The following is a 21,637-nucleotide window of genomic DNA, read 5'->3' on the forward strand; positions in this document are numbered from 1 at the left end:
TCAGGCCGTCGGCTCGGCCTCACGGGTCTTCTCCGGGCTCCGGGCCCAGAACTCCGCGCCGCTGATACCGAGTTGCTCCGGGTCGAAGGCGGGGTCGAGGCCCTCCCGGCGCTGCCGGTCGTAGTCCCGGATGACCTTGCGTACGACCGGGGTGAGGAGCAGTACGCAGCCCATGTTCAGCCAGCCGATGAGGCCGTAGCCGATGTCGCCGGCCGCCCACATCGTGTCGGCGCTGATCACCGTGCCGACGAACGAGATACCCAGGGCGCCGGCCTTCAGGACGCCCTCCAGGAAGCGGCTGCGGCGCTCACCGAGCAGGAACACCAGGTTGGTCGAGGCGACGTAGAAGAAGAACACCTGGGACGTGAAGGCGAAGAGCAGCACCGCCACCGCGACGAACACCGAACCCCAGCCCGGCAGACCGGTGTCGATGGCCTCCTGCATGAAGTTCGGCCCCGCGACGGTGCCCGGGACGTTGTTGACGAGGAAGCCGCCGGCCGGATCCTTCACGTGGTACGCGCCGGTGATGACGATCATCAGGCCGCTCGCCATGCAGATCAGCAGGATGTCGATGTAGATGCTGAAGGCCTGGATGATGCCCTGCTTGCCCGGGTGCGACGCGCGGGCGGCGGCCGAGGCGAAGGTCCCCTCGCCGAGGCCGAGCGCCGAGGCGAACACCGCGCGGCGCACCCCCCACGCCACGGCGTAGCCGACCAGGCCGCCGAAGAGCGGGTCGGTGCCCATGGCGCTGGAGACGATGAGCCGGGCGGCCTCGGGCACCTGCTCCAGGTTCAGCGAGATCACGACCACCGCCGTCAGGACGTAGCCGAGCGACATGAACGGCACGACGGCCTGCGCCACGTTCACGATGCGCCGGGTGCCGCCGAGGATGACGACGGCAAGGACGGCCGTGATGGCGAGGCCGGTCATCCACGGCTCCAGGCCGAAGGCCAACTGCGCGCTGGAGCCGATGTTGTTGGCCTGGATGCCGGGGAAGACGAAGCCATAGCCGATCAGCGTCACCACGGCCACGACCGCGGCGAGCGTCGGCGCCTTCAGGCCGTACTTGATGTAGTACGGCATGCCGCCGCGGTCCTCGCCCTGGATCCGCCGCTTGTACACCTGGGCCAGGACGGCCTCGGCGTAGGCGCAGGTGGAGCCGACGAGGGCGGTGATCGCCATCCACAGGATCGCGCCGGGTCCGCCGGCGGCCACGGCCGTGGCTACGCCCGCGATGCTGCCGACGCCGACGCGGCTGGCGAGGGTCAGCGCGAGCGTCTGGAGCGAGGACAGCCCGCCGTCTCCGGACTTGCCTGCCTTGAGCTGCTTGATCATGTCCGGCAGGCGGCGGAACTGCACGCCCTTGGTGAGAAGGGTGAAGAAGACACCGATTCCCAAGGCGAAGTAGGCCATCGGGTCCCAGATCCACCCGCTGATGGTGGACAGCGTTTCCATGTCGAAGACTCCAGCGTTCTGGACGTCCGGGAGGCCGGGGTCGGCCTCGGGACGTCGGGCGCACCCCACCGGCCGGGGGAGAGCGGGGCCGGGGAACGTGCGCCCGCGGCGGTGCGCGTGGGGCGCGAGAAGACAGGCAGGGAGGGGATTCACATGCCTGGGGCAGCCGGTTGCTGCCGCTCGACTTCTGCGGAACCCTAGGGTGTGATCTGTGATCACACAAGGGTCGCGGCGGCGACGGACCGGTCACAGCCCGTGCTGGACGCGCCCTGACACAGCGGCACGAGCGCACCCCGATCCGTCGCCAATTCCCTTACCCGTACGGGTACTTGGGCCCCCGAGGTGCGACTCCACCAGAGCACACCCATGCCGCCCACGGCCTCCGTCGCCCCCGAAGAACTCGCCGCACTCGGCGTACGCGCTCTGAAGACGGCAGGGAGGAGCCGGGAGCCGCCCAAACCCTCGCCCACGCCGTCGTCGACGGGGAACGCGCGGGCAACCGGGCCGATCCCCGAGGGCTGGGCGGTGGGGCCGGACGGTGAGCCGACCACCGGCGCCTCGGCCGCGCCTGCGGCCGCGCCCTGCTCACGTTCGGCGGGCACCGCGGCGGCGGCGTGGCGCTGCGGCGGAGTTGCTCGAACTCGGCCGACCGCGTGAGGAGTTCGGGGCCGGGAGGGCATGGCTGAGTGCCGGCGCGCCGTAGCGGGCCGGCACTCGCGGGCGGGGCCCTAGCGAAGGACCACGGTCCGCCTTCCCTGCACGAACACCCGGCCCTCGCAGTGCCAGCGGACCGCGCGGGCAAGGGCCGCCGACTCGGCGTCGCGGCCGATCGCCGCGAGGTCCTCCGGGGTGTGGCTGTGGTCCACCGGGTTGACCTCCTGGGCGATGATCGGGCCCTCGTCGAGGTCGGCGGTCACGTAGTGCGCGGTGGCGCCGACGAGTTTGACGCCGCGGTCGTGCGCCTGGTGGTACGGCTTGGCGCCCTTGAAGCTCGGCAGGAACGAGTGGTGGATGTTGATCACCCGTCCGGCCAGGCGCCCGCACAGGTCGTCGGAGAGCACCTGCATATAGCGGGCCAGGACGAGCAGGTCGACGTCGAACTCCTCGACCAGGGACAGGAGTTGGGCCTCAGCCCGGGGTTTGTCCGCCTTGCTGACCGGCACGTGGAAGAACGGGATACCGTGCCAGTCGACGAGCCCCTCGTGGTCGCGGTGGTTGGAGACGACCGCGACCACGTCGATGGGCAGATCCCCGCTGCGGGTGCGGAACAGCAGGTCGTTGAGGCAGTGGTCGTACCTGGACACCATGATCAGGACACGGCGCCGGGTACTGACCGGCTCCAGGTTCCAGCGCATGGCGAGCGGAGCGGCCACGGCCTCGAAGTCCCGGCGCAGTTGCTCTGCCGTGGCGCCACCGCCGGGCGTGGAGAACCGCACCCGCATGTAGAAGTGGCCGTCGCGGCGGTCGCCGAACTGCTGGTTGTCGATGATGTCGCTGTCGTGCTCGACGAGGAACCGCGAGACGGCGTGGACGATGCCGGGCGACTCGGGGCAGTCGAGGGTGAGGACGTGTTCGGTCATGGCCTCAGCAATCTCGGGATTCTCGGGATTCTCAGCATTCGATGACGTTGACGGCGAGGCCGCCGCGGGCGGTCTCCTTGTACTTGTCCTTCATGTCGCGGCCGGTGTCACGCATGGTCTTGATGGCCTTGTCGAGGGTGACCTTGTGGGTGCCGTCCCCGGCGAGCGCGAGCCGGGCGGCGTTGATCGCCTTCACTGAGGCGACGGCGTTGCGCTCGATGCACGGGATCTGGACGAGCCCGCCGACCGGGTCGCAGGTCAGGCCGAGGTTGTGCTCGATGCCGACCTCGGCGGCGTTCTCGACCTGCGCGGGTGTCCCGCCGAGCACTTCGCAGAGCGCCCCGGCCGCCATGGCGCAGGCCGAGCCGACCTCGCCCTGGCAGCCGACCTCCGCGCCGGAGATGGAAGCGTTCTGCTTGAAGAGGATGCCGACGGCGGCCGCCGTGAGCAGGAAGCGGACCACGCCCTCGTCGTCCGCGCCGGGCACGAACCGTACGTAGTAGTGGAGGACGGCCGGGATGATCCCGGCCGCGCCGTTGGTCGGGGCGGTGACGATACGGCCGCCTGAGGCGTTCTCCTCGTTGACGGCCAGGGCGAACAGGTTCACCCAGTCCACGACGTGCAGCGGGTCCCGCTCCCCGGAGTCCGCGCTCAACTCCTGGAAGAGGGCGGGCGCCCGCCGTGGCACGCGCAGGCCGCCCGGCAGGACGCCAGCACGCCGGCAGCCGCGGTCCACACAGTCCCGCATGACCGACCAGAGGTGCAGGAGCCCGGCCCGTGTCTCGTCCTCGCTCCGCCACGCTCCCTCGTTGGCGAGCATCACGTCGCTGATCGACAGTCCCTCGCGGGCGCAGAGTTCGAGCAGCTCGCCCGCTGTGCCGAAGGGGAACCGCACCCGGGTGGTGTCCTCCACGACGCGGTCGGCGCCGGTGGCGGCCTCGTCGACGACGAAGCCGCCACCCACCGAGTAGTACGTCCTGGCGGCCAGCTCCCGGCCGTCCGCCGCCAGCGCCCGGAACGTCATGCCGTTGGGGTGCGCGGGCAGCGACTTGCGCCGGTGCAGGACCAGGTCCGCGTCGCTGTCGAACCGGACCCGGTGCTTGCCGCCGAGCAACAGGTGCCCGTCGGACCGCACTTCGGCCACCCGGTCGTCGGACCGCTCGGTGTCCACGGTGGCCGGGTCCTCGCCCTCCAGGCCGAGCACGACCGCCTTGTCGGAGCCGTGCCCGTGCCCGGTGGCGCCGAGCGATCCGTACAACTCGGCCTGGACACGCGCCACTTGGGCCAGTCGCCCGTCGTCATCGAGCAGCCCGACGAAGCGCCGGGCCGCCCGCATCGGCCCCACCGTGTGCGAGGAGGAGGGGCCGATGCCGACCGAGTACAGGTCGAACGCGCTGAGCGCCATCAGGTCACCTCGGGCCGCGCGTACTCGTCGATGGCGTCGAGCAGCCAGCGCGCGAGGTAGTCGGCGAACGAGGAACGCGGGAACAGCCGGTACGAGGGCGCCTCGTCGGTCTGCCAGAGGATCACCGGCACCGGCCCGACCTGCGTGGAGACGGCCCGGCCGGGGCCGAAGGCGCGCGGGTGCAGATCGAGCGCGCAGCCCTTCTCCAGGACCTCGCGGGCCACCGGGCCGGAGAGTTCGAGGATGGTCCGGTTGGCCGAGACGTCCACGACCGAGCCCGGGTCACCGCCGAGCGCCTCGGTCAACTCCGCTGTCAGGGAAGGGCTTTCGGCCTGGGAGACGACCAGCCACTCGTCGGGCCCGAGCCAGAGCACGGTGTGCGGACCGGCGGCCGCCGTCTCTCCGCAGTGGCGGGGGAGCGCCGCCGAAAGGGTCTTCTCGATCCGGGCGGCCGCGTCGGACGAGGGGTCGACGCGCAGGCTCACCATCGTGAGGAACGGCCACTCGGCGAGCGAGACGCCACGGGGGCCCGTGACGGTCGCCGCGCGGAGGCGCTCCTCCAGGTGCGCAAGGGGGCTGCGGCGCAGGGCCGCCGGTCCTGCGGTGGTCGGCTCAGCCATCGCGCTTGGTCCCTTCGGGGTCGTAGAGGACGGAGTCGGAGACGAGGCAGGGCACGAGCGTGTCGCCGACCGGGGCGAGGACGGTCTCGCCGACGCGGTGGCGCCCGTCGGCCACGAGCGCGAGCGCGAAGGGCCTGCCGAGTGCCTCGCTGTGGTAGCTGGACGTGACATGGCCGAGCATCGGCACCGGACCTGCCTCGGGCGTCAACGGCACGCCCTGTGCGATGAGTTGGGCCCCTTCGGGCAGTCGCGTCGTACCGTCCGACGGCAGCAGGCCGACCAGGTGCTTGCGGTCCGTGCGTGCCGTGTCGGGGCGGACGAAGGAGCGGTTGCCGACGAAGTCCTTGCGCTTCGACACCACCCAGTCCATGCCCGCGTCCTGCGGGGTGACCGTGCCGTCGGTGTCCTGGCCGACGATGATGAAGCCCTTCTCGGCCCGCAGCACGTGCATCGTCTCGGTGCCGTACGGAGTGATGTCGTACGGTCGGCCGACCGCGTCGACCTCCTCCCACACCGTGAGCCCGTACCAGGCGGAGACGTTGATCTCGAAGGCCAGCTCACCGGAGAACGAGATGCGGCAGATCCGCGCCGGGATGCCCGAGGCGAGCGTCGTCTCGCGGAAGGCCATGAACGGGAAGGCCTCGTTGGACACGTCGATGTCCGGGGCGAGTTGGGCGATCACCTCGCGGGACTTCGGGCCGACCACGGCGATCGTGGACCACTGCTCGGTCACCGAGGTGCAGTGCACGTCGAGCTCGGGCCACTCGGTCTGCAGCCACTCCTCCAGCCAGTCAAGGACGTTCGCGGCGCCGCCGGTCGTGGTCGTCATGAAGTAGCGGTTCTCGTCCAGGCGCAGGGTCACACCGTCGTCGAAGATCATGCCGTCCGGCTTGCACATCACGCCGTAGCGGGCCATGCCGGGCTTCAGCTTCTTGAAGGCGTTGGTGTAGACGCGGTTGAGGAACTCGCCCGCGTCCGCGCCCCAGATCTCGATCTTGCCGAGCGTGGAGGCGTCCATGAACGCCACACCCTCGCGGGCCGCGCGGCACTCGCGCGCCACGGCGCGGTCCATGTCCTCACCGGGCCTCGGGTAGTACCAGGGCCGCTTCCACTGGCCGACGTCCTCGAACTCCGCGCCGTTCGCCACGTGCCAGGAGTGGATGGACGTGCTGCGCTCAGGGTCGAACAGCTCGCCGCGCTCCCGGCCCGCGAGGGCGGCGAAGGCGACGGGCGTGTACGGGCCGCGGTAGGCGGTCGTGCCGATCTCGCCGGGCGAGGCACCCGCGCCGAGCGCCTCGGCGATCACGCCGATCGCGTTGACGCCGGAGGTCTTGCCCTGGTCGCCCGCCGTACCGAGCGAGGTGTAGCGCTTGACGTGCTCGACGCTGCGCATACCGGCGCCGGTGGAGCGCCACACGTCCGCGACCGTCACGTCCCGCTGGTGGTCGACGAAGTGCGTGTCCCACGTACCGGGATCGCCGCCGCCCGGCGCGGGCACCAGCCACACGGCCCGCGTCGGAGCCACGGCGGGCCGCACCGCGTCGGCCGGCGGCACCGGCACCGGGAACCCGGCGTCCGTGGCTGCGAGCGCACCCGCGCGGGCGCCCTCGACGAGGCAGCCGTCGAGCCCGTACGTGCCGCGCGCCGCGCCGACGACCCGCTGGTCCCGTACGACGGTGTCGGGCACGAACGCGGCGAGCTCGTCGTCCCAGCGGAGCTTGCCCTGCCGCTGCGAGTGCAGGTGGACGACGGGGCTCCAGCCGCCCGAGACCGCGAGCAGATCGCAGTCCAACTCCTCTGCGGAACCGGTGAGTTGACCCTCGGCGTCGACCCCCTGGACGGTGACGCCGGTGAGCCGGTCCGTTCCCGCGGTGTCGACCACGGTGGTGCCGGTGAGGACCCGCACCCCGGTCGCCGACGCCGACTCGGCGGCCCGCGCGGACAGTTCGGGCCGGGCGTCCACGACGGCGGCGACGTCGACCCCGGCGGCGTGCAGATCGGCGACCGTGTCGTACGCGCTGTCGTTGGTGGTGGCGACCACGGCACGCGAACCCGCCGCCACCGCATAGCGGTTGAGGTACGTGCGCACGGCACCGGCGAGCATCACGCCGGGCCGGTCGTTCCCCGCGAAGACGAGGGGACGCTCGTGGGCGCCGGTCGCGAGGACCACCTGCCGGGCCCGGATGTGCCAGAGCCGCTGCCGGGACACGCCCCGCGGCGCCTCGGGACCCAGGTGGTCGGTGCGCTTCTGCAACGCCAGGACGTAGTTGTCGTCGTAAGCGCCGAAGGCCGTGGTGCGGGGGAGGACGGTGACCTCGGGCGCCGCGTCCAGGGCCGCGCGGACATCGGCGACCCAGTCGAGCGCGGGCTGCGACGCGACCGTGTCGCCGCGCCCGGAGAGCAGCGAACCGCCCGGCTCGGCCTGGTCGTCGACGAGGATCACACGGGCCCCGGACTCGGCGGCAGCGGCGGCGGCCGCGAGACCGGCCGGGCCCGCGCCGACCACCAGGACGTCGGTGTGCACGTACTTCTTGTCGTACACCGAGGTGTCCGGCGTCGGGTCGAGCCGGCCCATACCGGAGAGCGTGGTGGCCGTGAGGCCCTCGTACAGCTCCACCGTCGTCGCGGGCAGCATGCCCTCGGAGCAGTGGCTCTCCACCTGGATCAGCGCGTTGGACTCCTCGACACCGGCGGAGACGATGCCGCGCGGACGGCCCCGGTACAGGGAGGGGGCGACGTTCACGACGCCGCCCGCCAGCATCGCCGAGGCGACGGTGTCACCGGCCAGACCGGTCAACTCCCGCCCGTCCACGGTGAATCGGAGCACGGAGGCGCGGTCGATACGGCCGCCCCCGGGCAGCCGGTGTGCCTGCTCGGTCATCGGGGGCCTCCGGCGGGGGTTGCGACGTTGTGCGGTTCGGGGCGGGGGTCATCGAGGCGGTAGGCGGCGAGCATCTCGTTGGTGACGGTGTCGCGCAGGACGTTGAACCAGCGGCGGCAGCCGGTGCTGTGCATCCAGCGCTCCGCGTACGGGCCCTTGGTGTTGTCGCGGTAGAAGACGTACTCGGCCCACTGCCGGTCGTCGAGGTCGGCGGGGTTGCCGGGGTAGGGCACATGGGCCTGGCCCCCGTAGTGGTACTCGGTCTCGTCACGCGGCCCGCACCAGGGGCAGTTGATCAGCAGCACGGTCTGCTCCTCTCCACAGGCTTTCAGTGGGCCACGGCGGCGGCGCCGTGCTCGTCGATCAGGGCGCCCGACGTGAAGCGGTCCAGGGCGAAGGGGGCGTTCAGGGGATGCGGCTCGCCGGTCGCGATGGTGTGGGCGAAGGTCCAGCCGGCGGCCGGGGTGCCCTTGAAACCGCCCGTGCCCCAACCGCAGTTGACGTACAGGTTCTCCACCTCGGTGGTGGAGATGATCGGCGAGGCGTCCGGGGTGGTGTCCACGATGCCGCCCCACGTCCGGAGCACGTGCGCCCGCGCGAAGATGGGGAACAGCTCGACGGCGGCGGCCATCTGATGCTCGATCACATGGAACGAACCGCGCTGCCCGTAGCCGTTGTACGAGTCCACGCCCGCGCCCATCACCAGCTCGCCCTTGTGCGCCTGCGACACGTACACATGCACGTGGTTGGACATCACGACAGTCGGGTGCACCGGCTCGTGCAGCTCCGAGACCAGTGCCTGCAGCGGGTGCGACTGGATCGGAAGCCGTACGCCCGCCCGCTCGGCGAGGACGCTGCTGTGCCCGGCGGCGGCGAGCGCGACCCGGCCCGCGTTGATGCGGCCGAGGCTGGTCTCCACGCCGACGACCCGGTCGCCGTCCTTGACGAAGCCGGTGACCTCGCAGCCCTGGATCAGGTCCACGCCCATCTCGTCCGCGCGCCGGGCGAGCGCCCAGGCCACGTGGTCGTGCTTGGCGATACCGGCACGCGGCTGGTAGGTGGCGCCGAGCACCGGGTAGCGGGTGTCCGAGGACACGTTGAGGATCGGGCAGACCTTGGCGACCTCGTCCGGCTCCAGCCACTCGGCGTCCACGCCGTTCAGCTTGTTGGCACCCACGCGGCGCACGCTCTCGCGGACGTCCTGCAGCGTGTGCGCGAGGTTGAGCACACCGCGCTGGCTGAACAGGAAGTCGTAGTCCAGCTCCTCGGGCAGCCGCTCCCACAGCTTCAGCGCGTGCTCGTAGATCGCGGCGCTCTCGTCCCACAGGTAGTTGGACCGGATGATCGTGGTGTTCCGCGCCATGTTGCCGCCGGCCAGCCAGCCCTTCTCCAGGACGGCGACGTTGGTGATGCCGTGGTTCTTGGCGAGGTAGTAGGCGGTGGCCAGGCCGTGGCCGCCCGCGCCGACGATGATCACGTCGTACGAGGAGCGCGGCTCGGGGTTGCGCCAGAGCCAGTCGGGGTGCTCCGGCAGCGACTCGGTGGTCATGCCGCTTCTCCGTTCAGGTGGGCGTAGAGGGGGAACGCGTAGGCGAGCTTCTCGACGCGGTCGCGCAGCAGGGCAGCGCGCTCGTCGGTGAACCGCTCGTCCTTGAGGGCCTGGGCGATGATGTCGGCGACCTCGCGGAACGCGTCCTCGCCGAAGCCGCGCGTCGCGAGCGCCGGGGTGCCGATGCGCAGGCCGGAGGAGACCATCGGCGGGCGCGGGTCGAAGGGCACCGCGTTGCGGTTGACGGTGATGCCGATGCGGTGCAGGCGGTCCTCGGCCTGCTGCCCGTCGAGCGCGGAGTTGCGCAGGTCGACCAGGACCAGGTGGACCTCGGTGCCGCCGGTGAGGACGGTGATGCCCGCCTCGGCCACGTCGTCGGCGAGCAGCCGCCCGGCCAGGATGCGGGCCCCGTCGAGGGTGCGCTGCTGCCGCTCGCGGAACGCCTCGGACGCGGCGACCTTGAACGCCACCGCCTTCGCCGCGATCACATGCTCAAGGGGGCCGCCCTGCTGGCCGGGGAAGACCGCCGAGTTGATCTTCTTGGCGAGCGCGGCCCTGCTGAGGATCACCCCGCCGCGCGGACCGCCGAGCGTCTTGTGCGTCGTGGTGGTGACAACGTCCGCGTACGGTACGGGACTCGGGTGCAGACCGGCGGCGACGAGCCCGGCGAAGTGCGCCATGTCGACCATCAGATACGCGCCGACCTCGTCGGCGATCCGCCGGAACGCGGCGAAGTCCAGGCGGCGCGGGTAGGCGGACCAGCCGGCGACGATCAGCTTCGGCCGGTGGGTGCGGGCGAGCTCGGCGACCTCGTCCATGTCGATCCGCAGGTCGGACTCGCTCACGTGGTACGGCACCACGTTGTAGAGCTTGCCGGAGTAGTTGATGCGCATGCCGTGGGTGAGGTGGCCGCCGTGCGCGAGGTCGAGCCCGAGGATCGTGTCGCCCGGGTTCAGGAGGGCGAACATCGCGGCAGCGTTGGCCTGGGCGCCGGAGTGCGGCTGGACGTTGGCGGCCTCGGCACCGAACAGCTCCTTCACGCGGTCGATCGCCAACTGCTCAACGACGTCGACGTGTTCGCAGCCGCCGTAGTAGCGGCGGCCGGGGTAGCCCTCGGCGTACTTGTTGGTGAGGACCGAGCCCTGGGCCTCCATCACGGCGGCCGGGGCGAAGTTCTCCGAGGCGATCATCTCCAGCGTGGACTGCTGGCGGTGCAGTTCCTCGGAGAGCGCCGCGGCGACCTCCGGGTCCAGGCCGTTCAGAGGGAGGGAGAGAAGAGCTCCGTCATCGGTCACCGACGGATTCGCTGCCATGCCGAACACCACCTTCGAATCCACTGGGGAAGCTTGGGAAGCATTAATATGTGACTGATATATCAGCTCTTCCAGGAAGGTAGAGCGTGCCGAGGCGGCGGGTCAAGGGGTCGTGCGGGTCGTGCTGCGGGTCGTGCGCGGCGGAGCAGGACTCGATGAGCGCCCTCTCGGATCGCGGCCCTTGACCGGCCGGGTCGCCCGGCATACCTTGCGACCGCATTGATATATCAATTGCCTTCCAGGCTTGCGAGGCGCTGGATCTGAAGCTCACCCCGCTCGTAACTGCTGCTCGACCTGCTGCTCGACCTGCTGCGAACTGCAGCGAACTGCAGCGAAGTGCTGCGAACTGCTCGAAGTTGAGGACACATGAGCGTGCAACCCACCATCACGGAGAAGGAGCAGCCCTCCACCTCCGACCTCCCGGCGGGGGACGGCCTCAAGGCGGGCCTCAAGAACCGCCACCTCTCCATGATCGCCATCGGCGGCGTCATCGGCGCCGGTCTCTTCATCGGCTCCGGCTCCGGCATCGCGGCGGCCGGACCCGGCATCCTCATCTCGTACGCCCTGGTCGGCGTCATGGTCGTCCTCGTGATGCGGATGCTCGGCGAGATGGCCGCGGCCGACCCCAGCTCCGGCTCCTTCTCCGCCTACGCCGACCGGGCGCTCGGCCGCTGGGCAGGGTTCTCCATCGGCTGGCTGTACTGGTTCTTCTGGGTCGTGGTGATGGCCGTCGAGGCCACCGCCGGCGCCGTGATCCTGGAGGGCTGGGTGCCGGCCGTGCCGCAGTGGGCCTGGGCGCTGATCGTGATGGTGGTGCTCACGGCGACCAACCTGGCCTCGGTCGGCTCGTACGGCGAGTTCGAGTTCTGGTTCGCCGGGATCAAGGTCGTCGCGATCGCCGCCTTCATCGTGATCGGCGGGCTCGCCGTGCTCGGCGTGCTGCCCGGCTCGGACCACGAGGCCACCGGGCTCACCCACCTCACGGCCCACGGAGGCTTCCTGCCCAACGGGCCCGGCGCGATCCTCACGGGGGTGCTCCTGGTCGTCTTCTCGTTCATGGGCAGCGAGATCGTCACCCTCGCCGCGGGCGAGTCCGCGCAGCCGCAGCGGGCCGTCGCCAAGGCGACCAACAGCGTGATCTGGCGCATCGCCGTCTTCTACCTCGGCTCGATCTTCGTCGTCGTCACCCTGCTCCCGTGGGACGACAAGGCGATCCTGGAGGACGGCTCGTACGTCGCCGCCCTGAACACCATCGGCATCCCGCACGCCGGGCAGATCATGAACGTCATCGTGCTCACCGCCGTCCTGTCCTGCCTCAACTCCGGCCTCTACACCGCCTCCCGGATGGCGTTCTCGCTCGGCCGGCGCGGCGACGCCCCGCAGTCCTTCGCCCGGACGACCGCGCGCGGTGTCCCGCGGGCGGCGATCCTCGCCTCCGTCGCCTTCGGCTTCCTCGCCGTGTTCTTCAACTACAAGTGGACCGACACGGTCTTCGCGTTCCTGCTCAACGCCTCCGGTGCCGTGGCCCTCTTCGTCTGGCTGGTCATCTGCTGCACGCAACTGCGGATGCGGCGCATCATCCTGCGCGAGAACCCGGAGAAGCTGATCGTCCGGATGTGGTTGTTCCCGTATCTGACCTGGGCGACGATCGCGATGATCACGTTCGTCCTCGCCTATATGCTCACCGACCACGCCGCACGCCGGCAGCTGGTCTTCTCCGGCCTCGTGGCCGCACTCGTCGTCGCCGTGGCGCTGCTGCGGGAGCGGCGCGGCAGCAACCGGAACGACAAGGATCTTCGGCCCCAGGGCCGCTGAAGTACCCCCGTACACCCCGAGACCAAGGAGTACGCCATGCAAGAAGTCCGCGCCGTCGTGGCCCGCGCGAAAGACGCGCCGGTGACCGTCGAGACGATCCGCATCCCCGACCCCGGTCCCGGCGAGGTCGTCGTGAAGGTGCAGGCCTGCGGGGTCTGCCACACCGATCTGCACTACCGCCAGGGCGGCATCAACGACGAGTTCCCGTTCCTGCTCGGCCACGAGGCGGCGGGCCTGGTGGAGACCGTGGGGGAGGGCGTCACCCAGGTGGAGCCCGGTGACTTCGTCATCCTCAACTGGCGTGCGGTGTGCGGCGACTGCCGTGCCTGCTCGCGCGGCGAACCCTGGTACTGCTTCGCCACCCACAACGCGACCCAGAAGATGACTTTGACCGACGGAACGGAGCTCACGCCCGCCCTCGGCATCGGCGCCTTCGCCGAGAAGACCCTCGTCCACGCCGGGCAGTGCACCAAGGTCGACCCGTCCGCCTCGCCGGCCGCCGCAGGGCTCCTCGGCTGCGGTGTGATGGCCGGGCTCGGCGCGGCCATCAACACCGGCGCCGTGGGACGCGGCAAGAGCGTCGCGGTGATCGGCTGCGGCGGCGTCGGCTGCGCGGCCGTCGTCGGGTCGAGCCTCGCGGGCGCGTCCCGCGTCATCGCCGTGGACATCGACGAGCGCAAGCTGGACTGGGCGAAGAACCTCGGCGCCACCGACACCGTCAACAGCAAGGAACGGGACGCGGTCGAGGCGATCCGCGAGCTGACCGGCGGGTTCGGCGCCGACGTGGTGATCGACGCGGTCGGCAGGCCCGAGACGTACCAACAGGCCTTCTACGCCCGTGACTTGGCGGGCACCCTGGTCCTCGTCGGCGTCCCCACCCCGGACATGAAGCTGCCCGACATCCCGCTGATCGACGTGTTCGGCCGCGGCGGCGCCCTCAAGTCCAGCTGGTACGGCGACTGCCTGCCCGCGCGGGACTTCCCGATGCTGATCGACCTGTACCGGCAGGGCAGGCTCGACCTCGACGCGTTCGTGACCGAGGAGATCACGCTCGGGGACGTCGAGTCGGCCTTCGAGCGGATGCACCACGGCGACGTGCTGCGCTCGGTGGTGGTCCTGTGAGCCGCGACCGCGTACGCGTCGAGCACACCGTCACCTCCGGGACGTTCTCCCTCGACGGCGAGACCCACCAGGTCGACAACAACGTGTGGGTGATCGGCGACGACCAGGAGTGCGTGGTCGTCGACGCGCCGCACGACGTCGACCGCATCCTGGAGGTCGTCGCGGGCCGCCGCGTGAAGGCGATCCTGTGCACGCACGCCCACGACGACCACGTCCGCGTGGCCCCGCAGCTGGCCGCCCGTACCCAGGCTCCCGTACTCCTCCATCCCGACGACCGGCCCGTCTGGGAGCTCACGCACCCGGGCGGCAAGTGGGACGCCGACCTCGGGGACGGCGACGTCGTGGAGGTCGCGGGCGTCGAGCTGCGCGTCCTGCACACCCCCGGGCACGCGCCCGGCGCGGTGTGCTTCTACGCGGAGGAGCTCGGCGCCGTGTTCACCGGCGACACCCTCTTCAACGGCGGGCCCGGCGCCACCGGCCGGTCGTTCAGCGACTACGACGTGATCGTGCGCTCCATCCGGGAGAAGCTGCTCCGGCTCCCCGGCGAGACCGTGGTGCACACCGGGCACGGACCGGACACCACGATCGAGGTGGAGAGGGACAACGTCCCGACCTAGGACGCCGGGCACCCTTGGACAGCCGGACCGTCGTGCACTGCACCCACGGCGGTCCGGCACGGGGATGCGAGTCTGGGTGAGCACGAGGGTGCGAGACCGGGCAATAAAAGTGACCGAGTCAACCGATGTGCGGGCCAGTCACTAGACTCGGCCAGCACACGGCGCAGCACACAGGGTGCGCGTTCCGGTAGGCAAGGGGACTTCATGCAGCAGGTCGCGACCGATCCTCGGGGCGATGAACTGTCGCTCGCCGAGCGGGCGTACCGCGCCATTCGCGACCGCCTCGTCATGCTCGAGATCCGCCCCGGCGACCCGATCAACGAGGACCAGCTGATGCAGTCCCTCGGCGTCGGCCGTACCCCGGTGCGCGAGGCGCTGAAGCGGCTCCAGTACGAGCGGCTGATCACCACCTACCCGCGCCGCGGCACCTTCGCCACCGACGTCAACATCACCGACCTGGCCCACATCTCCGAGGTCCGCCAGGAACTGGAACCCCTCGCCGCCGCCCAGGCCGCCCGCCGCGCCACGGCCGCCGACCGCGAGGCGCTCGCCACGCTACTCGCGGAGCTGAAGTCGGTGACCGAGACCGAGACCGAGCGCGACGCCGCCGAACTGATGCGCCTCGACCTCCAGGTCCACCGCGCCATCTACGCGGCCACGCACAACCCGTACCTCGAAGACACCCTCGTACGCCATGACAACCTCGCCACCCGCATCTGGTGCCTGTTCGTCGACCGCCTGGACGACATGTCGGGGCACGTTGAGGAGCACAGCCCTCTGATCGAGGCGATCGTCGCGGGCGAGCCGGACCGGGCGGCGCGGCTCGCACGGGGCCACGTGGAGGGCTTCGAGCGGGCGATCCGCGAGGCGATCTGAGCGGAGCTGCTGGCCCCGCCCGCCCACGACGCGCCGTCCTCAACTCTCAGGAGCGCGGCAGGAGTTGGGCGGCCGTTCGGGTGATCGTGTCCACGGCGTGCAGCAGCGTCGGGATCTTGCGGCCGCCCGGGCGTGTCACCGCCATGATGCGGCGGCTCGGCGCGGGCTCGCCGTGCAGGCGCAGGCGCGTGACCCGGCGGTCCTCGTGCAGCCGCGCGAGCCGCGGCACCAGGAACACCCCGAAACCGTGCGCGACGAGCGCCGTGCCGGTGTCCCACTCGTCGGAGTGGTGCGCGATCTGCGGCGTGAACCCGGCGCCCATGCAGGCCGCGAGCACCAGCTGGTGGTAGGTGGTGCCGGGGTTGCCGACGATCCACTCCTCCCGCGCGGCGTCGGCCAGCGTGACCCGGCGCTTGCGCGTAAGGGGATGGTCCTGCGGTACGACGAGGTCCAACGGGTCGTCGAGCAGCGGCTGTTGGTCGAAGCGGCCGTCCGTCATGGGCGGCGAGTCGGCGGTGACGACGAGGAGCGCGAGGTCCGCCTCCTGCGACAGGAGCAGGTCGAAGCAGCGGTCCGGCTCGGCCTCCACGATCCGCACCGTGACATGCGGGTGTGCGTCCCGCAGCGCCGCGGCGGCGGGCGGCAGCAGGGTGCTCGCCGCGGTGGAGAAGCCGCAGAGCGTGACCTGGCCGGTGGGCTCGGAAGCGGCGGCGGCCAGCTCGGCGCGCGCCAGCTCCCACTGCTCCTGCAGCTGCTCCGCGTGCCGGAGCAGGATGCGCGCCGCGTTGGTGAGCCGGATGCCCCGGCCCTGGTGGACGAGGAGTTCGGTGCCGAGGTCGGCGGCCAGCTGGCGCAGCTGGTACGAGACGGCGGACGGCGTGTAGTTGAGGGCCTGCGCGGCGGCCGTGACGGTGCCGTGCTCGGCGACCATCTGCAGGATCCGGATCCTGGGATCAATCATGCGAATAGTTTGCGCGATCAGCCACGGAATTGTTTGATTCCCCTTGTGTTTGATTCCGTGCACGTCATCAGGGGCGTTCTGCTGCTGCGGGAACTGGCCCGGCACGAGTCGGGTGCGACGGTGACCGAACTCGCCGCCGCCGTGGGGCTCGCGAGGCCCACCGCATTCCGGCTCCTGAACAGCTTCGAGCAGACCGGTTTCGTCGACCGCGTCGATTCCAAATACACGCTCGGCTGGGAATTCGCCCGGCTCGCCCGGCCCGCGGATCCGTACGACGGTCTCGCGAGCCGCATTCAGCCGGCCCTGGACGAACTGGCCCGGGCCCTCGGGGAAACGGTGACGCTCTCGGTGCCCACGCCCAGCCATGAGCTGGAACTCATCGCCGCCGCCACGGGCTCGCAGGTCGTAGGCGTCTCGGTGGAATCCCTGGTCGGCCAGCACTGGCCTTTGCACGCGAGTTCCACCGGAAAGATCGTCCTGGCCGATATGCCGGTGAAGCGGCTCCAGGAAAGGCTTCCGGACGAGCTGGAGGCCTTCACTCCGGACACCATCACCGACCGGAAGGTACTGCTCAAGGAATTGCAGCAGGTCAGGGAGCAGGGCTATTCGGTGATCGACAACGAACTGGAAGAGGGCCTCCTCTCAGTCTCGCGGCCGGTACGGGATTCCGCCGGTGCCCTGGTCGCGATTCTCACCGTGGACGCTCCGCGCTACCGCTTCGGCCGGGACCGTATTCCCGCGACCTTGCAGCACATGCAGCAGGCCTCCGAGGAGCTGAAGCAGCTCATGTGGCCGGGCTGGGAATCCTCGGAGTCTCCGGAATCTCCGTAATCCCCGTTATCCACGCAATCCCCGTTATCCACGCAATCCCCGTTATCCCCTCGGTCTTCGCCGGGGCGGCTCAGGGACTTGACCGGTGTCAGTGCGTCCCGGCCCGCCACGCCTCGCGGGCGGAGCGGCGCGGGGCCGAGGTCTCGCTCAGGGGGCGGCCCATCGTCTCGGGGGCGAGGGCCTGGGAGACCAGGGCGCCGACGCCGCACACGCCCGCGGCGATGAGCATGCTCGGCCCCGCGCCGAGGTGCTGCATCGACCAGGGCAGCAGGAACGTGCCGAGGGCGGCCCCGACGCGGCTGAACGCGGTGGCGAAGCCGGTGCCGATGCCGCGTATCTCGGTGGGGAAGATCTCGCCGGGGTACACGCCTGTCAGCGCGGTGCACATGGCGTTGGCGAAGGCGAAGACCAGGAAGCAGGCCAGGACGACGGCGGGCGGTTCCGAGGCCCACAGACCGATGACGACGAGGACGGCCGCGCACACCCACTGCTGCGGGATCATGAGCTTGCGCCGCCCGATCCGCTCGATGAGGAGCAGCGAGGCCGTACCAGCTCCTGTCGTGAGGCCGAGGAAACTGCGGGCGCCGCGCCCGCCCGCGCGGGACCATGCCGTATGCGCCCGAACGGCTGGCACTTCACCCATGACGTCGATGAATTCCTGTCCCACGCAGGGGACTTCCTGCGCTCACGTCCCGCCCTGCACACCATCGCGCGCGACCTGCTTCCGGTCTAGGCTCCCGGCCTGCGGCCACCCTCCCGACCCGATCCATGTCCGCACTGCCCGCCTGCCCGCCTGCCTACCCGTCGGCCAATTGGGCGCGTCGCCGTGCCGCGGCGGCGCGTACCAGCTCCACCACGCGTGGGTCCTCCGGATCCTCAGGCGCGTGGAGCTTCACATGGCGGGCCTTCTTGCCTGTGCCGGTGAGCAGGCCGTCAGGATCGTGCGCCGCCAGCTCAACTCCCTCGCCGAACTGCAGATTCACATGTCTGGAGTGCAGGACGAGGCCCACCGCGATGCCTTTGTACGTGCCGGGAGCGAAGGTGAAGGCGAGCAGCCGCGCCGGTACGTCGACCTCCTCGGCGGCGTCCGGCACCGCTTCCCGGACCACCTCGCGGGCCCGCCGTGCGATCGCGGCCACTTCCGCGTTCGCCGCTTCGAGACAGGACTGCCATGCCTTGGGCACTTCGTTCGTCATACGCCCGACTCTAGGCGGGGCCACTGACAACCGCCGCGACAACCGGCAGCGGCAACCGGCAGCGGCAACGGGTCGCGACAACTGACCGCCGCCCGTGCGTCACGAGCCGTGGGCCACCGTGAGTCCATGACGCCGCCGCCCCCGTTGAACGAGGCATTCCGGCTACGGGCCGGCCTCGCCCCCGTCGTGCACGCCGACCCCCTGGACAGCAGCCCGCGCTCGCGCGTCTGGCGGGTGGCGACGGCGGGCGGAGACACCGCGGTCGTGAAGCAGCTGGTCGACGCCCCGGAGGCGGACGAACGGTACACGCGCGAGGTGACCGCGCTCCGGCTCGCCGCCCGCGCCGCCCCGCCCGTGGCGCCCGCCCTGCGCGCCACCGACCCGTACGAGCGCGTCCTGGTCCTGGAGGACCTGCGGCACCGGCGCCGCCTCCCCGCCGACTGGACCGTCGACTACGCGACGGCCCTGGCCCGGCTGCACGCCACCGCCCGCCCGCAAGACACGGGAACTCTGCCGCGGTGGTCGGGCCCGGGCGAGCGAGACGTCACGGCCTTCCTCGGGCTCGCCGACGCACTCGACGTCCCCGCCCCGCACGGAGTCCGCGGTGAGCTCGAAGCGCTCCTCGACCGACTCGACCGGCTCGACCGCCTCGACCGGGCCCCTGGCCACGCCCTGCTGCACGGCGACCCGTGCCCCGGCAACGACCTGCACACCGCCGACGGCGTCCGGTTCATCGACTTCGAACAGGCCTCGCTGGGCAGCGGCCTGATGGAACTCGCGTACCTGCGCATCGGCTTCCCGACCTGCTGGTGCGTCACCTCGGCCCCCGCCCCGCTCCTCGACCGGGCGGAGTCCGCGTACCGCACGGCCTGGCGCGCGGCGAGCGGCACCGAGCTCGGCGACGGGGGCGAGGGATCCCCGGAGGCCGGCCTCGTCGACGCCTGCGCGGGGTGGCTGCTCCGCGGGGACGCGCTGGTCGAGAAGGCCCGTCGCGGTACGGCCGACCACCTGGCGCGGATCGCCGAGGAGGACTGGGAGTGGGGCACCGCCACCGCGCGGGAACGGCTCGTGCACCGGCTCGGCGTGGTCGCCGCGATGACGGCCGACCGGCCCGATCTACGCAGACTCGGCCGGCTCAGCACGGACCTGCGCCACCGCATCCGCGCCCGCCGGCCCGACCTGAGGCCGGTCCCCTCGCGGCGCCCTTGACGCTCGGACGGCGCAACCAGCCCGGCACCCGCCTACGCTGGAGGCACAGCCCCTCGTGCGAGCGAGCCCCAGCGGCGGGAGGCACGCCATGGCCACGGCTCAGCGCTTCCACATCGACCAGAACGGCCACTCCGTGACGGTCCAGGTCGCCGGTGTCCACGGCGCGGTCGAACTCCTCGTGGACGGCAAGGTCGTCGCGTACCGCCGTGAACTCGGCCGGGAGACCGCCGTGCTCGACGCCGAACTCCCCGACGACCCGCCGCGCCCCTTCCGCATCCTGCTCGCGCCCGTGGCGCGCGGGGGCGGGCCGCCCCTGTGCCTCCTGGAGAGCGACCGCACCCGCTACCTGCTGCCGCTCACCCCGCAGTCGGACCGCCGCGACCACGCCCTCGGAGCGGCCGACGCGATCCGGATCCTGCGGCGCCGGATCCGGCGGATGCGGCGGGTGGCGATGCGGCGGCGGTGAGCGGGGCCCCGGCTCGGCCGATCAGCCCTCGGGCTTGACCAGCCCGCGCTCGTACGCCTTGACGAGGCGCTGCGGTACGAGATGGGTGACGCCGTCGACCGTGACCGGGACGAGGTGCGCGGTCGTGGCCTTCCACTGGGCGCGGCGGTGCCGGGTGTTGCTGCGGGACATCTTCCGTTTGGGGACGGCCATGAGGGCTCCTCGGGGTGTGGGCGCTGGGCTGACACCGGAAGCTACATGAAAATGACTGTCGTTAACAATCACGTCTCGCGGTGGCCCGTGCGCGGGTGCGCAGACCCGCGCATGACGTAAGAAACCGGACGCCTCGGCCATGTCTCAGTTGGTGAATTTCGCGCGCCCGCGCCGACAGCACCTCAGCCGTCGATGCCCCGCGCGTACACGCGCCGCTCCGCGCACTCGTGCAGCGCGCGCGTCCACGCCGCGAGCGCCGGGTCGGCGGCCGTCGCCGCGCGCAGTTCCCGCCAGAGGCCCGCGCGGGTCCAGCGGCTGAACCAGCGGTGTGCCGTGGGCACGGTGACGCCGAAGGCGGGCGGGAGAAGCTGCCAGGCGCAGCCGCTCGTCAGGACGTACACCACCGCGACGAGCACCTGGCGGCGGTCCGCTGCGGACCTGCCGCCGCCCTGGCTGCGGGGGCGCGGCGCCGGCATGAGGGGCTCGGCCACCGCCCACAGTTCGTCCGGTACGAGCCGGTCAGCGAGCGCCTCCATGGGCCGCATCCTAAGGTCGGAAGCGGTGTCCCGCGGGCCGCCAAACGAGACATGAGCCGATGTGCGCGTAACCCCGCGAGCTGCTTAACCTCTGCGCCACGCCGAGGAGTTCGGCGTCCAGAACGAAGGGGCAGAGGCATGACGATCCTGGTCACCGGAGCGACGGGCACGGTCGGACGCATCGTGGTCGACCGGCTGCTCGGCGCGGGCCGCAAGGTACGGGCACTCACCCGCGACCCGGCCGGCGCGCGGCTCCCCGAAGCCGTCGAAGTGGTGGCGGGCACCCTCACCGAACCCGGCGCCGCACTCGACGGCGTGGACGGCGTGTACTTCCTGGCCGGCGCGCTCGACCCCGCCGCGGCGGCCGAGCAGGCCCGCGCCTTCGTGGAGCGGGCGGCCCGCGGCGGTGCGCGGCGCATGGTCACGCTCACCAGCAGCGCCGTCGCGGTACGGCGGCCCGGCAGCTACGAGACGCTGCTCGACGCCGAACAGGCCGTCGAGGCCTCGGAGTTGGAGTGGACGCATGTACGGCCGGGGGAGTTCGCCGCCAACAAGCTGTCCACGTGGGGCGAGTCGATCCGCATCGAGTCGACGGTACGGAGCGCCTTCCCGGACGCGATCGGCGTACCCGTGCACGAGGCCGACATCGCCGAGGTGGCCGTCGCCGCGCTCCTGGAGGACGGTCACGCCGGACGCGCCTACTCGCTCAGCGGGCCCGAGGCGCTCACCCACCGCGAGCAGGCGGCGGCCATCGGCGCGGGACTCGGCCGCGAGCTGCGTTTCGAGCCGCTGACGTACGGCCAGGCCCGCGCCGCGTACATCACGTCAGGCATCCCGATGGAGATCGCCGAGTACCTCCTCGGCTACCAGGCCGAGTACGCGGAGGAGCCGCCGCGGGTCGACCCGGACACGGAGCGGGTCCTCGGCCGGCCGGGCCGCACCCTGGCGCAGTGGGCGGCCGACCACGCGGACGAGCTGTCGCCGGGCGGCGCGGCAGGCTGAGCCCGAAAGCC

The 21,637-nt window shown here is 71.4% G+C and carries 22 protein-coding genes; 8 read left to right on the forward strand and 14 right to left on the reverse strand.

Features of this window, described 5'->3' with window-relative positions:
• From QIT00_RS11465 to glyA, 9 genes are all read right to left on the reverse strand, one after another.
• Positions 1-1,455 (reverse strand): alanine/glycine:cation symporter family protein, encoded by a 1,455-nt coding sequence (locus tag QIT00_RS11465; protein ID WP_282535072.1) that lies wholly within the window; start codon positions 1,453-1,455, stop codon positions 1-3.
• A 215-nt stretch (positions 1,456-1,670) separates the two neighbouring features.
• Positions 1,671-2,057: a hypothetical protein gene (locus QIT00_RS11470; RefSeq protein WP_282535073.1), complete on the reverse strand. Its 387-nt coding sequence runs from the start codon at positions 2,055-2,057 to the stop codon at positions 1,671-1,673.
• A 126-nt stretch (positions 2,058-2,183) separates the two neighbouring features.
• A complete protein-coding gene (purU, locus tag QIT00_RS11475; protein WP_282535074.1) occupies positions 2,184-3,035 on the reverse strand; it encodes a formyltetrahydrofolate deformylase in 852 nt (283 codons plus the stop codon).
• Between the two features lie 31 nt (positions 3,036-3,066).
• Positions 3,067-4,440 (reverse strand): L-serine ammonia-lyase, encoded by a 1,374-nt coding sequence (locus QIT00_RS11480; protein WP_282535075.1) that lies wholly within the window; start codon positions 4,438-4,440, stop codon positions 3,067-3,069.
• Entirely contained in the window at positions 4,440-5,060 is a 621-nt protein-coding gene (locus tag QIT00_RS11485; RefSeq protein ID WP_282535076.1) for a sarcosine oxidase subunit gamma, read from the reverse strand. Before QIT00_RS11485 ends, QIT00_RS11480 begins: the two co-directional genes overlap by 1 nt.
• On the reverse strand, positions 5,053-7,941 hold the full coding sequence (locus QIT00_RS11490; RefSeq protein WP_282535077.1) for a sarcosine oxidase subunit alpha family protein: 2,889 nt from the start codon (positions 7,939-7,941) through the stop codon (positions 5,053-5,055). The genes QIT00_RS11485 and QIT00_RS11490 overlap by 8 nt, the downstream gene beginning before the upstream one ends.
• Positions 7,938-8,246, reverse strand: a complete 309-nt coding sequence (locus QIT00_RS11495; RefSeq protein ID WP_282535078.1) for a sarcosine oxidase subunit delta — start codon at positions 8,244-8,246, stop codon at positions 7,938-7,940. The genes QIT00_RS11490 and QIT00_RS11495 overlap by 4 nt, the downstream gene beginning before the upstream one ends.
• 23 nt (positions 8,247-8,269) lie before the next feature.
• Entirely contained in the window at positions 8,270-9,490 is a 1,221-nt protein-coding gene (locus QIT00_RS11500; protein WP_282535079.1) for a sarcosine oxidase subunit beta family protein, read from the reverse strand.
• Positions 9,487-10,803, reverse strand: coding sequence for a serine hydroxymethyltransferase (glyA, locus tag QIT00_RS11505; protein ID WP_282535080.1), 1,317 nt, complete (start codon positions 10,801-10,803; stop codon positions 9,487-9,489). Before glyA ends, QIT00_RS11500 begins: the two co-directional genes overlap by 4 nt.
• 366 nt (positions 10,804-11,169) lie before the next feature.
• On the opposite strand from glyA, the gene QIT00_RS11510 reads away from it, so the two are divergent.
• The 4 genes from QIT00_RS11510 to QIT00_RS11525 all read left to right on the forward strand — a co-directional run bounded on the left by QIT00_RS11510 (position 11,170) and on the right by QIT00_RS11525 (position 15,233).
• Positions 11,170-12,618 carry an amino acid permease gene (locus tag QIT00_RS11510; RefSeq protein ID WP_282535081.1) on the forward strand — a complete coding sequence of 483 codons (1,449 nt, stop codon included), beginning with the start codon at positions 11,170-11,172 and terminating at the stop codon, positions 12,616-12,618.
• Between the two features lie 36 nt (positions 12,619-12,654).
• Complete coding sequence (locus QIT00_RS11515; protein WP_282535082.1) at positions 12,655-13,740, forward strand: S-(hydroxymethyl)mycothiol dehydrogenase; 1,086 nt, start codon at positions 12,655-12,657, stop codon at positions 13,738-13,740.
• The gene (locus QIT00_RS11520) at positions 13,737-14,357 is read left to right on the forward strand and encodes an MBL fold metallo-hydrolase (protein ID WP_282535083.1); all 621 of its coding nucleotides are present in this window, start codon (positions 13,737-13,739) and stop codon (positions 14,355-14,357) included. Before QIT00_RS11515 ends, QIT00_RS11520 begins: the two co-directional genes overlap by 4 nt.
• 204 nt (positions 14,358-14,561) lie before the next feature.
• Positions 14,562-15,233, forward strand: coding sequence for a GntR family transcriptional regulator (locus QIT00_RS11525; protein ID WP_282535084.1), 672 nt, complete (start codon positions 14,562-14,564; stop codon positions 15,231-15,233).
• Between the two features lie 46 nt (positions 15,234-15,279).
• Here the strand turns inward: QIT00_RS11525 and QIT00_RS11530 are convergent, their stop codons facing one another.
• Complete coding sequence (locus QIT00_RS11530) at positions 15,280-16,194, reverse strand: LysR family transcriptional regulator (protein ID WP_282535085.1); 915 nt, start codon at positions 16,192-16,194, stop codon at positions 15,280-15,282.
• A 57-nt stretch (positions 16,195-16,251) separates the two neighbouring features.
• Between QIT00_RS11530 and QIT00_RS11535 the strand changes: the two genes are divergently transcribed.
• Positions 16,252-17,025 carry an IclR family transcriptional regulator gene (locus QIT00_RS11535; protein WP_282535159.1) on the forward strand — a complete coding sequence of 258 codons (774 nt, stop codon included), beginning with the start codon at positions 16,252-16,254 and terminating at the stop codon, positions 17,023-17,025.
• Between the two features lie 88 nt (positions 17,026-17,113).
• Here the strand turns inward: QIT00_RS11535 and QIT00_RS11540 are convergent, their stop codons facing one another.
• Entirely contained in the window at positions 17,114-17,692 is a 579-nt protein-coding gene (locus QIT00_RS11540; RefSeq protein WP_408909754.1) for an MFS transporter, read from the reverse strand.
• A gap of 130 nt (positions 17,693-17,822) precedes the next feature.
• Positions 17,823-18,221: a DUF1801 domain-containing protein gene (locus QIT00_RS11550; RefSeq protein WP_282535087.1), complete on the reverse strand. Its 399-nt coding sequence runs from the start codon at positions 18,219-18,221 to the stop codon at positions 17,823-17,825.
• A 126-nt stretch (positions 18,222-18,347) separates the two neighbouring features.
• On the opposite strand from QIT00_RS11550, the gene QIT00_RS11555 reads away from it, so the two are divergent.
• Positions 18,348-19,430 carry an aminoglycoside phosphotransferase family protein gene (locus QIT00_RS11555; protein WP_282535088.1) on the forward strand — a complete coding sequence of 361 codons (1,083 nt, stop codon included), beginning with the start codon at positions 18,348-18,350 and terminating at the stop codon, positions 19,428-19,430.
• Positions 19,431-19,518: 88 nt separating this feature from the next.
• Entirely contained in the window at positions 19,519-19,896 is a 378-nt protein-coding gene (locus QIT00_RS11560; RefSeq protein WP_282535089.1) for a hypothetical protein, read from the forward strand.
• Between the two features lie 21 nt (positions 19,897-19,917).
• Here the strand turns inward: QIT00_RS11560 and rpmF are convergent, their stop codons facing one another.
• Both rpmF and QIT00_RS11570 read right to left on the reverse strand, forming a co-directional pair.
• Positions 19,918-20,088 carry a 50S ribosomal protein L32 gene (gene rpmF / locus QIT00_RS11565; protein WP_282535090.1) on the reverse strand — a complete coding sequence of 57 codons (171 nt, stop codon included), beginning with the start codon at positions 20,086-20,088 and terminating at the stop codon, positions 19,918-19,920.
• 182 nt (positions 20,089-20,270) lie between these two features.
• Positions 20,271-20,624, reverse strand: coding sequence for a transposase (locus tag QIT00_RS11570; protein ID WP_282535091.1), 354 nt, complete (start codon positions 20,622-20,624; stop codon positions 20,271-20,273).
• Between the two features lie 138 nt (positions 20,625-20,762).
• Here QIT00_RS11570 and QIT00_RS11575 point away from each other — a divergent pair, with 138 nt between their 5' ends.
• Positions 20,763-21,626, forward strand: a complete 864-nt coding sequence (locus QIT00_RS11575) for an SDR family oxidoreductase (protein WP_282535092.1) — start codon at positions 20,763-20,765, stop codon at positions 21,624-21,626.
• Positions 21,627-21,637: the final 11 nt, after the last annotated feature.

The sequence above is a fragment of the Streptomyces luteolus genome (genome assembly GCF_029968015.1).
Lineage (GTDB): Bacteria > Actinomycetota > Actinomycetes > Streptomycetales > Streptomycetaceae > Streptomyces > Streptomyces luteolus.